Origin of the sequence: Parapedobacter sp. 2B3 (assembly GCF_041925275.1) — a bacterium.
GTDB lineage: Bacteria > Bacteroidota > Bacteroidia > Sphingobacteriales > Sphingobacteriaceae > Parapedobacter > Parapedobacter pyrenivorans_A.
Map to the genome: position 1 here is coordinate 115,043 of NZ_JBHEUZ010000003.1, position 15,036 is coordinate 130,078.

18 protein-coding genes are annotated in these 15,036 nt (G+C 51.1%); 10 read left to right on the forward strand and 8 right to left on the reverse strand.

All coding sequences use genetic code 11. The features are described from left to right. Positions 1–64: 64 nt before the first annotated feature. Entirely contained in the window at positions 65–1,621 is a 1,557-nt protein-coding gene (locus ACEVG1_RS05055) for an OmpP1/FadL family transporter (RefSeq protein ID WP_374742478.1), read from the forward strand. Between the two features lie 85 nt (positions 1,622–1,706). Here the strand turns inward: ACEVG1_RS05055 and ACEVG1_RS05060 are convergent, their stop codons facing one another. Together ACEVG1_RS05060 and ACEVG1_RS05065 are read right to left on the reverse strand one after the other, a co-directional pair. Then, complete coding sequence (locus ACEVG1_RS05060) at positions 1,707–2,186, reverse strand: Dps family protein (RefSeq protein WP_374742479.1); 480 nt, start codon at positions 2,184–2,186, stop codon at positions 1,707–1,709. Between the two features lie 64 nt (positions 2,187–2,250). Next, positions 2,251–3,609 carry a nodulation protein NfeD gene (locus ACEVG1_RS05065; protein WP_374742480.1) on the reverse strand — a complete coding sequence of 453 codons (1,359 nt, stop codon included), beginning with the start codon at positions 3,607–3,609 and terminating at the stop codon, positions 2,251–2,253. Between the two features lie 205 nt (positions 3,610–3,814). On the opposite strand from ACEVG1_RS05065, the gene ACEVG1_RS05070 reads away from it, so the two are divergent. From ACEVG1_RS05070 to ACEVG1_RS05080, 3 genes are read left to right on the forward strand one after another with little or no spacing between them, the layout of a single operon-like run. Further along, the gene (locus ACEVG1_RS05070; protein WP_374742481.1) at positions 3,815–4,522 is read left to right on the forward strand and encodes a DUF4905 domain-containing protein; all 708 of its coding nucleotides are present in this window, start codon (positions 3,815–3,817) and stop codon (positions 4,520–4,522) included. Positions 4,523–4,540: 18 nt separating this feature from the next. Further along, positions 4,541–5,452 (forward strand): LysM peptidoglycan-binding domain-containing protein, encoded by a 912-nt coding sequence (locus tag ACEVG1_RS05075; RefSeq protein WP_374742482.1) that lies wholly within the window; start codon positions 4,541–4,543, stop codon positions 5,450–5,452. Then, positions 5,439–6,095 (forward strand): uridine kinase, encoded by a 657-nt coding sequence (locus ACEVG1_RS05080; RefSeq protein ID WP_374742483.1) that lies wholly within the window; start codon positions 5,439–5,441, stop codon positions 6,093–6,095. Before ACEVG1_RS05075 ends, ACEVG1_RS05080 begins: the two co-directional genes overlap by 14 nt. Here ACEVG1_RS05080 and ACEVG1_RS05085 read toward each other — a convergent pair. The 3 genes from ACEVG1_RS05085 to ACEVG1_RS05095 form a co-directional block, all read right to left on the reverse strand. Continuing rightward, complete coding sequence (locus ACEVG1_RS05085; RefSeq protein WP_374742485.1) at positions 6,090–6,749, reverse strand: 3-oxoacid CoA-transferase subunit B; 660 nt, start codon at positions 6,747–6,749, stop codon at positions 6,090–6,092. The two genes, ACEVG1_RS05080 and ACEVG1_RS05085, sit on opposite strands and share 6 nt — an antisense overlap. A gap of 2 nt (positions 6,750–6,751) precedes the next feature. Then, positions 6,752–7,456, reverse strand: a complete 705-nt coding sequence (locus tag ACEVG1_RS05090; RefSeq protein WP_374742486.1) for a CoA transferase subunit A — start codon at positions 7,454–7,456, stop codon at positions 6,752–6,754. Between the two features lie 313 nt (positions 7,457–7,769). Continuing rightward, positions 7,770–8,999, reverse strand: a complete 1,230-nt coding sequence (locus tag ACEVG1_RS05095) for an MFS transporter (RefSeq protein ID WP_374742487.1) — start codon at positions 8,997–8,999, stop codon at positions 7,770–7,772. A gap of 224 nt (positions 9,000–9,223) precedes the next feature. On the opposite strand from ACEVG1_RS05095, the gene ACEVG1_RS05100 reads away from it, so the two are divergent. From ACEVG1_RS05100 to ACEVG1_RS05110, 3 genes are all read left to right on the forward strand, one after another. Beyond that, positions 9,224–9,853 carry a helix-turn-helix domain-containing protein gene (locus tag ACEVG1_RS05100; RefSeq protein WP_374742488.1) on the forward strand — a complete coding sequence of 210 codons (630 nt, stop codon included), beginning with the start codon at positions 9,224–9,226 and terminating at the stop codon, positions 9,851–9,853. Positions 9,854–9,922: 69 nt separating this feature from the next. Further along, the gene (locus ACEVG1_RS05105; RefSeq protein WP_374742489.1) at positions 9,923–10,711 is read left to right on the forward strand and encodes a HipA family kinase; all 789 of its coding nucleotides are present in this window, start codon (positions 9,923–9,925) and stop codon (positions 10,709–10,711) included. Next, positions 10,689–11,072 carry a DUF3037 domain-containing protein gene (locus ACEVG1_RS05110; RefSeq protein WP_374742491.1) on the forward strand — a complete coding sequence of 128 codons (384 nt, stop codon included), beginning with the start codon at positions 10,689–10,691 and terminating at the stop codon, positions 11,070–11,072. The genes ACEVG1_RS05105 and ACEVG1_RS05110 overlap by 23 nt, the downstream gene beginning before the upstream one ends. Before the next feature lie 3 nt (positions 11,073–11,075). Here ACEVG1_RS05110 and ACEVG1_RS05115 read toward each other — a convergent pair whose 3' ends face one another. Genes ACEVG1_RS05115 through ACEVG1_RS05125 form a run of 3 tightly spaced genes read right to left on the reverse strand, consistent with a single transcriptional unit; the run spans position 11,076 to position 12,615 of the window. Next, entirely contained in the window at positions 11,076–11,522 is a 447-nt protein-coding gene (locus ACEVG1_RS05115) for a cytochrome c (RefSeq protein ID WP_374742492.1), read from the reverse strand. Further along, the gene (locus ACEVG1_RS05120; protein ID WP_374742493.1) at positions 11,522–12,166 is read right to left on the reverse strand and encodes an SCO family protein; all 645 of its coding nucleotides are present in this window, start codon (positions 12,164–12,166) and stop codon (positions 11,522–11,524) included. Before ACEVG1_RS05120 ends, ACEVG1_RS05115 begins: the two co-directional genes overlap by 1 nt. 5 nt (positions 12,167–12,171) lie before the next feature. Beyond that, the gene (locus ACEVG1_RS05125; RefSeq protein WP_374742494.1) at positions 12,172–12,615 is read right to left on the reverse strand and encodes a transposase; all 444 of its coding nucleotides are present in this window, start codon (positions 12,613–12,615) and stop codon (positions 12,172–12,174) included. Between the two features lie 124 nt (positions 12,616–12,739). Here ACEVG1_RS05125 and ACEVG1_RS05130 point away from each other — a divergent pair, with 124 nt between their 5' ends. The 3 genes from ACEVG1_RS05130 to ACEVG1_RS05140 are packed head-to-tail and all read left to right on the forward strand — an operon-like array spanning position 12,740 to position 14,997. After that, positions 12,740–13,288 carry a DUF1599 domain-containing protein gene (locus ACEVG1_RS05130; protein WP_374742495.1) on the forward strand — a complete coding sequence of 183 codons (549 nt, stop codon included), beginning with the start codon at positions 12,740–12,742 and terminating at the stop codon, positions 13,286–13,288. A gap of 10 nt (positions 13,289–13,298) precedes the next feature. Next, on the forward strand, positions 13,299–14,492 hold the full coding sequence (locus tag ACEVG1_RS05135; RefSeq protein WP_374742496.1) for a BT_3928 family protein: 1,194 nt from the start codon (positions 13,299–13,301) through the stop codon (positions 14,490–14,492). Beyond that, positions 14,485–14,997: a shikimate kinase gene (locus ACEVG1_RS05140; protein ID WP_374742497.1), complete on the forward strand. Its 513-nt coding sequence runs from the start codon at positions 14,485–14,487 to the stop codon at positions 14,995–14,997. Before ACEVG1_RS05135 ends, ACEVG1_RS05140 begins: the two co-directional genes overlap by 8 nt. Positions 14,998–15,036 lie beyond the last annotated feature (39 nt).

The window sequence follows — 15,036 nt, forward strand, 5'->3', positions numbered from 1 at the left end:
GAAAGGGACCCTCTCCCGGAAATTTGTTTAGTTGGCCTATTTGTGAAATTTATCGAAACCAACCATGAATATGTACATCAAGAAAATCGCCCTATCGGGCTTATTGTTAGGCACGATGTGCCTCGCGGCGCAGGGCCAATACCTACAGGATGTTCTTCGCTTTTCGCAACCCGAGCAGGGTGCAACCGCCCGCTTCAAGGGGCTGGGCAACGCACAGACGGCGCTGGGGGGCGACCTCAGCTCTCTCTCGGGGAACCCTGCCGGCCTCGGCTTCTTCGGGCAGTCAGACATCAGCATCTCGCTCGACTATGCCAACGACCTCAACAAGTCGGGCTATTTCGGCACAAACAGCCGATATAACGTGGATAAACTTGGGCTAAGCCAAGCCGGGGCCGTTTTCCATATCCCGGCCCGCCGGGCACGTGGCAGCAACCTTACATCGGGATGGCTGAATTTCAATATCGGTGTGGGGTATAGCAAAACGAACAACTTCAATACAACCGTAGGGTTTACGGGGGTAAACCCCGAGAGCAGCATCGCCGACTTCATGACGTACGAGGCATATCAGACCGGAAACGTATACGGTGATTTCGGATGGGATGCCGGACTGATCGACGAGCGTCTGGTTTCAGGCAACTACGAATACGTGCCGATGACGACACTCGACAATATCCAAACCGTGACCAACCGTGAAACAGGCTTCCAATCGGAAACGAACCTCTCTTTCGGAGCCAATTACAGCAATCGGCTTTACATCGGTGCTGGTATCGGATTCACGCATATCAATCACGATATCAACTATCTTTATATGGAGGATGGCTCCATGGAAACATTTGGGTATATCAACAGCATGAACCCCGATTCCAGGTTTGTCGATGCCGGAAATGGCGATTACGATGTGTACAATCCGCTCCTTGAATCCGAATACGAATACGACAACGAATACTGGTCAAAAACTACCGGCAATGGCTTCAATGCCAAGTTGGGGCTCATTTATAAACCGGTAGATTACCTGCAAATCGGCGTTACGGCCACTTCGCCTACTTGGTACAGATTGACCAACGATTACGAAGACTATTTCGGCATCACCAACTACCTCACAGATGGTTCCTCAGCAGATTTCGTCAGCGAAGGGGAACCCAGTTATTATGACTATAACCTACGTACCCCGTACCGCATCAATGGCGGAATCGCCGCCCTCTTCGGCCAGGGGCTTATCAGCGCCGATGTGGAGTACATAGATTACGCCAGCATGACGTTTTCATCGGTCAATTCAAGCACCGACAATGTGATGAACGAGCAAATTCGCGACAACTATACCCAAGCCGTCAACTTCCGGATCGGTGGGGAATACCTTGTTGCTCCAGCGTTTCTCATCCGTGCCGGCTACGGTCACACGGGCAGCCCTTATAACGATTTCGAATCCACCACGCAACAAGTATCTGCCGGCATCGGATATCGGGTAAATAATATGTACATCGACTTGGCCTACCAGAACTTTACGCAGAAATACGGCTGGCAGGTATATGAGTTGGATGATGCCAACGAATTCTACAGCCCGGTGGCAGATATCAGCAACTCGCGCAACAGCGTGTTCCTTACACTTGGGCTCAAATTCTAAACGTTCTAGTTTTAAAGGTCACAAAAAAGAGCGGCAACTATAGCTAGTTGCCGCCCCTTCTGTTGCAAAACAATCTTTTGCGTTACTAAGCTTTGTTTACAAACGCCCGGAGCATCCAGTTTTGTTTTTCATTGAATTGCATAAAGGCATTGATCATGTCATTGGTTCCCTCATCTTCCGCTTCCGACGTGATTTCCAACAGATCGCGCTGCATGGCAATCAATGCCTCCAAATCGGCGATGATGGCCTTCACCATGTCGATGTCTTTCATCCCGATGGTTTCCACCTCTTCGATGTCCGCGTTCTTCACGTAATCCTTAAACGTGCTGAACGGTGCTTTACCCAACGTGAGGATACGCTCGGCCAATTCATCGATGGTGGTCAATGCGTTGGTGTACAGCTCTTCAAATTTCGCATGCAGCGTAAAGAAATGATTTCCCCTTACGTTCCAGTGGCACCCCCTCAATTTCTGGTAATGGATATGGTAATTGGCCAACAAATCATTCAGGTGGTCAACAACGGGCCTTAGTTTCTTTTCTTCTAAACTGATTGCTTTTGGATTCATGATACTCGAATTTTTATAGTCTTGTTGATAAAACAGCGAAAGCTACAAAAAGTTTACGGCAGCGTCAGGAGGTGCGCTTCTTTCTGACAAACAGATTATAGTTTTCGTGCTTCTCCACGTAGACGTCTTCGCCGATATCGATGAAACCATCCAGTGCCACCGCATCATACCATTTACCTTCAATCTCCACCTTGCCCGATGGGCGCAGCACCGTCTTCGCGACCCCTTCCTTATTCACCATTTCCAAATTCACTTTCGACGATGTGTACCCTTCCGTAGCACGTTGCTCATCTTGCAATACCAAGCGCTTGAATGCCCGTGTATTCAACAGGCTTTTGCCAAAAATAACCATCACGATGGTAGCAATCACCATCGAGGCGATCACCAATAGGAATGAATTGAATAACATGCCCGGTTCTGCAATTGAAAAGTCGAAATAATTATTCACCACCATGCTGAAAGCCAGTCCGCAGACCAAAAATATAATGCCCAGTATACCGGCTACACCAAACCCCGGGATGACAAATAGCTCCAACAGGATCAGCACGACACCCACAACGAACAAGGCGATCTCCCAATTGTCGGCCAACCCCTGGATGTAAAGCGGAGCGAAAAACAGCGCTGCCGCGATAATCGCCACAATCAATGCGAACCCGATGCCGGGGGTCTGCATCTCAAAGTAGATGCCACCGATGATCAGCAAGATCAGTATCCCGCTTACCGCCGGGTTGATAAGGAAGGCTATAATCCGGTCAATCGTGGTCAATTGGTGCGTGGTCAGCTGTGGGGAATCTATCCCCTCCGCGGACAGCACATCGCTCACGGACGACACTTCCGCCTCCGCCAGCCCGATATCCACGGCTTCTGCCGACGTAAGCGTGAGGATTTTGCCGGCCGGCTTGATGTTCGGCAACTCCACGTCGCCATCCACAAACGCTTCGGCAATCTTCGGGTCGCGGCCTTTCGCCTCTGCTGTAGCCCGCATCAGCCCCCGCATGTACGATTGGTGCTTCTCGGACATGGGCTGGCCTGTTTGGTCCACCACACTCGCGGCACCGATACTGGACCCCTTGCTCATATAGATACGGTCCGTGGCCAACGATATCAAAGCCCCCGCCGATGCCGCATTGTGGTTGATGAAAACGACCGTCTCCAACGGTGAATCCAATATCCTGCTCCGGATGGAATCGGCAAAGTTCACCATCCCGCCAAACGTATTCATCTCGATGAGGACAAGGTCTACCTTCGCCCCCTCCGCTTTCGAGTACGCATTTTTCACCTGCCGCCATGCATTGGGTCCGATGTCTTCCTTGATATCAAAGCGGTAAACATGCTGGCCCTGCACCGTGAACGCAGACAGTATCAAGCAGATGGCAACCAACAATGGGTTCAGCAATCCCTTTTGTCGTATTTTTTTTCGCATATCATTCAAAACCGTTGTATTCTTCTTCTATAAAAATTTTCTCTCAGCGGCGGAGGAGAGATCGATCACATTAAACGTAGCGTAGCAGCCTTATTGATGCAAAAAAAACAATTCAAAACATCAATACTTTATCTAAGTTTGGGGCCAACGAGAGCGCATGGATAAATATACACTAAAAATCGCATTCAGAAAAAGTTTTTTAGGCATGGTATGGCGTATTGAAGCCGACACGGACGGCCGCTTGCTTGCTGTCGAAACGCGCGATCAAGAAACGGGACGTCCATCGTTTTCCGCATTCGACTACGAGTCGGGTATATCGCTTATCCATGAAAATCCCTATGGCGACCGGAACTGGGCACTGGCAGGCACCGCTGACCGCAAATTGGTGATCAAGGCATTTGGCCAGAACAGCCCCGATGGTGCAGGCATTGCATGTATCGATGCCGACACGGGCGACCTGCTTTGGGAGCAATTCAACTACGTATTGGTACAGGTAGGCCGCCGGCAGCTTACGGTGCGGCACCGTAACTTCGCCAGCGGCTACAAGCAACACCTCGACCTCGATACCGGAAATTTAACACAATTTAACAATTCGGCCAGTAAACCAACCGCCGCCGAGATTGTCCTACCCCAGCGGTATGGAAATGGTATACCCGAATGCCTGACTGCCTATTCGGTATATGGGGATTTATTCCGTTGCCCCATCGGACCAAAGGAGCTGTGGGCATTCCATGAAGTAACAGGTGAGACCTACCAGGTACGATTGGTTGTCTCCAGCGGGCCGGCGATCGTTGCAGACCAGGTGGTCCTTACGGGATTGGAGAAGATGACGCCCGAATTATTCTTTGGGGTCGAACGGCAGGTTTTCATAATCAGCGATAATAAACGGGAAATTGTATCGTATTTAGTATAATTGCAACAGAATTTTAACATGAGCATCACACGTACATACCTCCCCCATCTATATCGCGCATTTTTCTTTTTAATGGCTACCCTCATCGGCCACACCGGCCTGTCTGCAAAGACAGCAGTATCTGTGGTTGATTCTGTAGGGGTTGAATACAAAAACGGCCGGAAAATCATCATCCATGAACTGGAGGCCAAAGAGACCTATTATGGATTAAGCCGGCGATACCAAGTTCCGGTAAAAGACATCATAGCGGCCAACAATAACAAGGCGTTAAAAATAGGCGATACGGTACGGATACCACAAGAAGCCGTCGACATCGCCCCCGATACGACGACGGCTAACGACACGGTTTCGCAGCCGGCGGAAGCCGTACCGGTATTAGCGGAGGATGAATATACCGCCTATAAAGTAGGCAAAGGCGAAACGCTATTCACCATCGCTAAACGCTTTATCATCTCCATCGAAAGCATCAAACGGGCAAACGGACTGACGAGCGAATCCGTACAAGCAGGCACCATCCTGAAAGTACCCCACGAAGAGCTCCCCCCGCCCCCACCTACCGCCAACGAAATCATCGTACACGATACCGACATGGCTACCGACAACGGAGCCGAATTGGAGATACCCGCCAATAGGTATGGTATCCGGGAAATGACCGAGAAGGGAGTCGGTGTGTGGATCGATGACCTCAATCAAGAAGGCGGCAGCATGCTCGCGCTACACAAGACAGCTCCGGTGGGAACGGTGATTAAAATCACCAACCCCATGACCCGGCGTACGACATTTGCGAAAGTCGTCGGTAAATTCGCCGACACCGCCGACACCAAGGATGCCATCATTGTCATTTCTAAATCGGCTGCTTCGCTCATCGGTGTCTTGGATCGGCGCTTTCAGGTGGAAATAGCATACGGTGCACCCAATGAGCCAAACTAGTACGCCATTCGTGGTCGGCATCGCCGGAAGCAGTGGATCGGGGAAGACTTTTTTCCTGAATGGGTTTGTCAACCACTTTGCACCCGATGAAGTAGCGCTCATCTCACAAGACGATTACTACATCCCCGCCAATACCAAAACGAAGGAAGAGAATAAGCTGTATAATTTCGATTTGCCGACAGCCATCGACCGGTCAGCTTTCTACCACGACATCCGGTTACTTTTTGAAGGCCAACCGGTATACCGCAAAGAATACACATTCAACAACCCGACACTGGAGCCGAAGATGATCGAAACCAAGCCGGCACCGATTCTCATCGTTGAAGGACTATTCATCTTTTATTACGAGGAAATCAACGCCTTACTCAACCACCGGATATTCCTCCATGCCGAGGAAGAAGTGGCCCTGCGGCGGCGGCTGAAACGGGATCTCATCGAGCGGGGCTACGACGACGACGACGTTCGGTATAAATGGATGCACCATGTGATGCCCGCCTACCGTGAATACCTGCTGCCGTTCCGCAAACAGTGCGACCGCGTTATCATCAACAATGCCGACGATCCCGGCCCCATCATTGCCATCACCCACGAGATATCGGCCGACCTCCGGCAGCGGGCGGGTTGTGCCACACGCAGCTTATAACTGCATTTCGGGGATGTTTCCTTCGGCGATGAATTTACCAGCTGTTGCGTTCCTGATCTCTTCCACACTCATTCCCGGGGCCCGCTCGCGCAAGTAGAATCCACCGTGCTCGATATCGACATCAAAAACAGCCATTTCAGTAACTATTTTGCGGATGCATCGTACGCCGGTAAGGGGAAGTTTGCAGGCGGGAAGCAATTTGCTTTCGCCCGCTTTGTTCGTCTGTTGCATCGCCACAATGATATTTTTGGCCGAAGCCACCAAGTCCATCGCGCCACCCATTCCCTTCACAAGTTTTCCGGGGATCTTCCAACTGGCAATATCACCGTATTCTGACACCTCCATTGCCCCCAGAATGGTCAGATCCACCTTCTGCGCCCTGATCATGCCGAAACTCATCGCCGAATCGAATATGGCCGACCCCGGCAGCATGGTGATGGTTTGTTTACCGGCGTTTATCAAATCTGCATCTTCTTCACCCGCTTTGGGGAATGGGCCCATGCCCAGCAAACCGTTCTCGGATTGGAGGACCACCTGCATGGTTTCGGGTATATAGTTCGCTACCAAGGTAGGTATGCCGATCCCAAGATTCACGTAGTATCCATCCTTTATTTCCTTTGCGATCCGTTTCGCTATTCCGTTCTTGTCTAGCATACCTATTGATGTGAAGATTGCACCGTCCGTTGTTCAATGCGCTTTTCATAACCCGTCCCTTGGAAAATCCGGTGCACATAGATACCCGGCGTATGGATGTGGTCGGGATCCAGTTCCCCCGCCGGCACCAACTCCTCTACCTCGGCGATGGTAATTTTACCCGCCATGGCCATGATCGGATTAAAGTTCCGGGCAGTCATACGGTACATTAAATTCCCCGCTGTATCGCCTTTCCAAGCCTTCACAATTGCAAAATCGGCTTCAAAGGCCATTTCCATCAGATAATCTTTTCCCCCGAAATTACGCACTTCCTTCCCTTCGGCCACCTCGGTACCCACCCCGGCAGGCGTAAAAATCGCGGGCATCCCATAGCCGGCGGCCATGCAACGTGTAGCCAGTGTACCTTGAGGTACCAACTCCACCTCCAGCTCACCGGTGAGCAACTGCCGTTCAAACTCCGCGTTTTCGCCCACGTATGAGGCTATCATTTTCCGTACCTGCCGTTTCCGTAGCAATAGGCCGATTCCAAAATCATCCACCCCTGCATTATTCGAAATACAGGTCAACCCCGAAATCCCCCGCCTTGCAATTTCATGGATGCAGTTTTCCGGAATGCCGCATAAACCAAACCCACCCAGCATGAGCGTCATTCCGTCGGTCATTCCCGCAATGGCTGCTTCGGCATCGGTTACTACCTTATTGATCATATCCGTCTGTTAATTGGTTACCCCGTTCCAATGCGGGATGTCGACAAGTTACGAAACTTGCCGCCATCTTGCAAATAGAAGGTTCCCGGCACAAAAATCAGCGCACCTTAATTGGAATTTTTCTAAATAAACCATACCTTTGCCCCGCCATGTTCGAGGAGCGTCCATTTTTCACCTACCAAGAGGCTTGTAGTGCTACGGATCCGCAGCATTTTAAAGGATTGAATCCCTACCATGAGGGATGTGGTTGCGATTTCAAAAAATGCTGCAAGAAATACAAGCGCGGCAAACGCTGCAAAAAGTGTCCTAAACGCTAGTCTTCGACAAAATCCAGGTCCCTGTCAAAACTCTCTTTCAATTGGCTGATGGCGAATATAGCGATACCTGTGAGCAAGAAAATCATGATGTAAGCCGCGGTGATGATGTTCGTTTGCCCTACGAAAAACTCGAAAAGAAAGGTCGAGGGAATCAGCGCACCGCGCACGAAATTGGGCGCCGTGGTGGTAACGGTGGCCCGGAGGTTGGTACCGAACTGTTCCGATGCGATGGTTACGAACGTAGCCCAGTAGCCGATGGCAATCCCCATGAAAAATGCGATCCAATGAAAGCGTTCCTCGGTGATGCCATCGCTGCTCAGGTACCATATCGTCGATGCAATGATCAGCAGCTGGAAAATAAATACGGCCAGTCGACGTGATTTGGTGATTTGGGCAAATAGACCTGCGGCCATATCGCCCAACGAGAGCCCCAAATAGGTAAATAGGATTCCCTTGCCAGCACTTAGGGTTACCGGGGCTCCCAATGCACGCCCAAATTCGGGCGCTTGCGTAATCAGTATTCCCACTACAAACCAGATCGGTAAGCCGATGAGCAGGCAATATAGGTAGCGTTTGAGCCGCTTGGCATCCGTAAACAGCATACTCAGCTTCCCTTTTTCAACGGCCTTCGCCGAAACTTTCTTGAACATACCCGATTCAAATGTACCTACGCGCAAAATCAGCAACAACAGCCCCATGCCACCACCTACGAAATAGGCATTGCGCCAATCGAAAAACTCAGAAACATAATAGGCCGCAATAGCTCCCAGCACGCCCACAGACGCCACAATCATCGTTCCGTATCCCCGCTTGCTCTTATCCATCGCCTCGCTCACCAGCGTAATACCCGCCCCCAGCTCGCCAGCCAGCCCCACCCCGGCAATGAAGCGGATAATCGCATAGGAGTGGATATCCTGTACCAATCCATTTGCGATGTTGGCAACCGAATACATCAGGATGGACCCGAAGAGCACCTTAACGCGGCCTACCTTATCGCCCAATACGCCCCACAGTAGCCCGCCAAGCAACAGTCCGCCCATCTGCATATTCAGCACATACTCGCCGTCCATCCGCATATCGGCCTCAGGGATACCGATATCGTGGAAACTTTGTACCCGAACGATGGAGAAAATAACGAGATCATAGATATCCACAAAGTAGCCCAGTGCGGCTACAATAACCAGCAACCAAGCATTCTTGGAATTGGTCAGGCTTTCGTTGGTCATTACGTAACAATTTTATGGCGCTAAAATAATGTTTTAGCGGAAAACCATCCCTTGCTATCCCAACAAATTTTCGGTCTTTCAAAATTTCTGGTTACCTTAGTACATATGTTATCGGAAAATGCCTCCCCCGCCTGCACCATCATGCACAACGAGGCATACATCCGGGATGTCCGGCATCAACCATCAAAACAGCAAGCAAGTACGATATAAACGGATAAACAGACGTGACCATCAAAACATTGATATTCCAGGGCGAGGGCGAGCAGCTTGATTTCAAAAACAGGATCAGTAACTGTGGAAAAATCGCTAAGACGCTGGTGGCCTTTGCCAACACCAAGGGCGGCAAGTTGCTGGTGGGTGTGGCGGACGATGGGACGATTAGGGGTGTGAAAAGCGAGGAAGAAGAAAAATACATGCTGCTACAGGCGGGGCAACGATATTGCCGTCCTGCTATCGAACCGCATTTCACGGAAGTTGTCGTTGACGACAAGTTGGTATTGATTGCCGAAATAACGGAGAGCGACCTGAAACCGCACTATGCCCTGGACGACCATGGAAAATGGTGGGTATATGTGCGGGTGAAAGACAAGAGTATCCTGGCCGGTAAGGTGGTTGTGGATGTACTGCACCAAAGTAGCCGCCCCGAGGGTGTGCAGTTCAGTTATACCGAAAACGAAAAAGCGCTGATTGCCTATGTACACGCCCACCCGCGGTCATACCTAACCGAACTATGCGACCATCTCCAGCTGTCGCGCAAACGTACACAGCGCATCCTCGTAAACCTCATCGTAGCCGGGGTTATTGAAGTACACAGCGGTGAACGCGAAGAATACTACACTGAGCGGGCCGATTAGTCGATTTACCGATCGAACAATCTTCAAATTGACCCCTCTTTATATAAGCAAAATAGCTAAGTTTGGGACGTGGATCATTCAACATTACGAACGGTACAGGTAACCCGTTACGTGACGCCCCTGCGGGAAGGTGGATCATTGCCAGCCATCGCCGAGGCAGATGACGGTTTCCTATACGCCCTCAAATTCCGGGGTGCGGGGCAAGGGAGCAAGGCGCTCATTGCCGAATTAGTGGGCGGTGAAATCGCACGTGCCCTAGGCTTCCGTGTTCCTGAAATTGTATTTGCCCAGCTCGATGAGGCCTTCGGCCGGACAGAGCCGGACGAAGAGATCCAAGATTTATTGCGTGCCAGCACCGGTCTCAACCTCGCGCTGCACTACCTATCGGGTGCTATCACATTCGATCCGGCGGTGACCCGACCGGATGCGCTGCTCGCCTCCCAAATCGTGTGGCTGGATTGCCTGCTCACCAATGTGGATCGGACAGCAAAAAACACCAATATGCTGATGTGGCACAACGACCTGTGGCTTATCGATCACGGCGCTTCCCTCTACTTCCACCATACCTGGGATGATTGGGAGGCACAGGCCATCAAGCCGTTTGTCCGGATAAAGGATCACGTGCTGCTCGCGCGGGCCTCCGCACTTGACGATGCGGATAAAACACTGAAAAACAAACTTACACTTCCTGTAATTGAACACATCGTACAGCAGATACCCGATGCTTGGCTAGCGGATGCAGATGGCCAATCGCCCGAGGCAGCGCGGGAAGTGTATCGGCAATTTTTAACGATGCGCGTGGCTGCATCGGAGGTTTTTGTTAACGAAGCGAAAGATGCCCGGGAAAGAATTGTTTGAGTACGCCATCATCCGCTTGGTGCCCAAGGTCGAGCGCGAAGAATTTCTCAATATCGGGGTGGTGTTGTATTGTCGTGGGCAGAACCTGTTGGCTATGCGTTATGTACTGGATGTGCCAAGGTTACACGCGTTTCAACCGCCCATGTCGGTTGGTGAGCTGGAGCCCTATCTTTGCGCATTTCAACAGGTCTGCAACGGCGACCAGGCGGGCGGGCCCATCGCCGCATTGCCGATGGCCGAACGATTCCGCTGGCTCACCGCCAAACGAAGTACCGTTATCCAAACATCGCCCGTACATCCGGGGTTGTGCGAGTCTGCAACGGAGACCTTAGAGCGTTTATTCGAAGCCTTGGTCATGTGAAATTTACTCTTCCTCAGCACCGGCACTCCGGCACGCAGCGAGCCCCGCCTGGATCTCTTCCAGTGTAAACATATCCATCGAATTGCCAAACGAATTACCGATATACGTAAGCACGTAAGCGATTTCAATAGGCGAAAGCGCCGGATTGGCAGGCATACCGGTATCGAAAGGTATACCGTTTACCTCCACGGGGCCTGCTAAGCCATACTTCACCACACACGCCAGTTGGTCGCGGTGTTTGAGCAGAAAGGTACTATCTGTAAGCGGCGGGTATAAGCTGCCAAGCCCTTCACCCCGGGCCCCATGGCAATTTTGGCAATGGGCGGCGTACACTTTCTGCCCGTTTACGGTGTACTGTGCCCTACGGATGGCCTGCTCACCCTGGCACGAATGGAACACTACATACGCCGACAGTAATGCCGCGCTTAAATACAAGCACTGGTTACGCATCAATCTCGGGTCTCTTTCAGCAGCGTCGCCAAATCATCAAAGAGCAGCTCCAATTGTACTTCATCGGTGCCATCATAGGCCCCGCGGATGTGCCTGCTTTGGTCTACCAGCAGGAAATGGCCGGAATGGTCGTAGCCACCGGGCACAGCCGCATCTTCCTTGGTATAGACCATGTAACTATCAGAGAGGCCGTAAATCTCTGCCTTGCTGCCGGTTACAAATTGCCATTGGTCATTGGTAACACCCAATTTTTCAGCATAGGTTTTGAGCACACTGGGCGAGTCATAGCGGAAATCGATGCTATGCGAAAGAAAACGCACCCGCTCGTCGCCCTTGTATTTCTCATACACTTTCAGTAGGTTGCGCTGCATCGTGGGGCAGATACTGGGGCAATGGGTGAAGAAAAAATTGGCGATATACACGCCGTTGTCGAACGTACGGTTGTCTATGAAAACACTGTCCTGGTTGAGTAGCCGGAAATCGGCAATGGTATGGTATACCGTATCGGTAACGGTCTGCCCATCCACCACTTCAGTCACCGGCTCGCGCGACCCCAATATCGGCAACGTCTTCACCGTTGGTTGCTGGCAGGCCACCACACTACTAAGCACATAGCTGCCTACCAATAAGAAGCTACTACGCATACCCATTAAAATTGTGCTAACTTTTCTGCACTTTCCTTGGATGCATCGTCAAACAGCTGCTTCATCTCCTTCACCTTTTCGACCTCTTTCTCATAATAGGTCTTGATTTCGGCAGCCGATTTATCCTGTGGATCAACATCAAAATTGGTCATCCAATCCATCATTGCGTTAGTTGCCTCATCAAGGCGGTCTTTCAGGCCGGTCAAGTCGGTACGTACCTGCACCGTGTCGATGTCCGGATTTGCCGCTTTCAACTCGGGCAAACTCGACAAAAGGGAGTCGATTTTCACCGTATTTCGGTCAAATGCACTGATTTGGGGCATGATCTCGTCATGGACGGCGATGGCCTCGTCACGCAGTCTGTCGATCTCAACAGTTTCGCTATTGCCGCCCCTGCAAGCAGCCAGTATTAAAAGCGCGGCAGCGGCCGGAAATATTGTCTTCTTCATGATCTCATCTTGTTGTTTGATGACAAACTTAGTTATAATTCATTTGATAAACAATCGGCACCTCGTCACATCATCCAATCATCCAATCGGCAAATCAGCAAATTCTTTTATCTTTGCCACTACCATGGATACATCAGCACAATACGACCGGATTATCGAGCATTGCCAGCAACTATTCGCAAAGAAAACGGCCGACTACGGTACGGCATGGCGCATCATGCGGCCAGCCTCCATTACAGACCAGCTATACATCAAGGCGCAACGCATCCGCACCCTCGAGGAAAAAAAAGTATCTAAAGTGGGTGAAGGGACTACCGACGAATACATCGGCATAGTCAACTACTGCGTTATCGGTATCCTGCAACTGCAATTGGGCACGAGCATCAATGAACAGCTACCACCCGACGCCGTTCAACAACAATATAGGCAGGCTGTACGCGAAACCAAAGAACTGATGTTTGCCAAAAACCACGATTATGGCGAGGCGTGGCGCGACATGCGGCTCACATCCCTCACCGACCTCATCCTCACGAAAATCTACCGCGTAAAGCAGATTGAAGACAATGACGGGCAGACCGTAGCTTCCGAAGGGGTGAAAGCCAACTACCAGGATATGCTCAATTATGCCGTCTTTGCGCTGATCAAACTTGGAATAGCCGATAGCAAATCGTAAATAGCCGCCCATGTATACCCCAGCCCCCCTACCCGCCCGGAACATGTACCTGCTCGCCTTTGCACGACTGGTCACCGGACTGCTTTTTATTTTTTCGGGACTGATCAAGGCCAATGATCCGATCGGTTTTGGCTATAAGCTCGAAGAATATTTCCATGTATTCGGCACCCACTCCCTCAACGATTACGCCACCACGATGGCCATTGCCATCTGCGGATTGGAAATCCTGCTCGGTGCATTGCTCTTACTGGGTTTCTGGAAGCGTACCGTCGCATGGGGATTGCTGTTGCTTATCCTTTTCTTCACGTTCCTCACCTTTTATTCTGCCTTCTTTGAGGTGGTTACGTCGTGCGGCTGTTTCGGCGATGCCATCCCCCTCACTCCCTGGCAGTCGTTTGGCAAAGACCTTGTGTTATTGGTGTTGATATTGATTATCTTTTTCAACCGCGAAGCCATCCGCCCCCTCATCACCGGCAAAAGCATGCAGGTATTCCTCACCGCGGTATTGGTCATTGCATCGGTCGGTATCGGTATCTATACGGTCAACTACCTGCCATTCATCGACTTCCTACCATACAAAAAGGGCAATAACCTTCCAGCATTGATGGCCCTGCCGGAAGGTGCCGTAGGCGATCAATATGACATCATCTACACGCTACGCCATAAAACATCGGGTGAGGAAAAACAGGTATCAGACAAAGTCTACCTAGCTGACGAGCTTTGGAAAGACGAAAACTGGGAAATCATCGGCGACCCGGAGAGCAGGCTGGTAAAAAAAGGGTACCAAGTACCCATCCCCGACCTGCTGATCAGTGATGCCAATGGCGAGGACTTCACCCATCAACTGATCGAAAACCCGTACTACAGCATGGTCGTAGTTGCATGGAACCTGGACAAGACCGACCTCGATGCGCTGCGCCGCATCAATGAACTGGTCACCGAAGTAACCGAAGCGTACAACATCCGCACGATATTGCTCACTGCCAGCGGTACGCAGCAAGCCGAGCAAATCAGCTGGGAGCTTAATCTACTCACCGAAATATTCTATGCCGATGCCGTGCCCCTCAAAAGCATGGTCCGCGCCAATCCCGGTGTGCTGCTGCTACGCAACGGTACGGTTATCGATAAATGGCATTACAACAACCTACCCGATTTCAGCGGTTTGGATAACCGGTACTTTGCAAAAGCCTATCACGATGAATAAACCGAAACCTATTTTCCTTATCGGCTTCATGGGGAGCGGAAAAACTACTTGGGGGCGCAAACTCGCACTCAAAACCGGGCGGGTGTTCATCGATCTCGACGAAGAAATCGCCAACGAAGCGGGTATGCCCATTCCCGCGTACTTTTCACAACACGGCGAAACCGCCTTCCGGACATTGGAAAGCCGCATGCTCAAAAACCTGTCGCTCGATCAACCCGCTATTGTCGCCACCGGCGGCGGCACGCCCTGTTATTTCGACAACATCGACTGGATGAACAAAACCGGCAAAACCATCTACCTCTGCTTACCCGCCAAAGCCTTGTGGAGCCGGCTCATGCAGACCGATATCGCTTCGCGGCCTGCCCTCGGTGGGCTCACGGGCAAAGCGCTGCTTGACGATATTACCGCTAAGCTAGCCGAACGGACACCCCACTACCAGCAAGCCACGCACATCGTCGACCAGCTATCCCTACGGCTGGATGACCTGGTTAGCCTCTCGAAGTGATTTTTAGCTACAAATCGTTATCTTTATCCGGTTTTTACT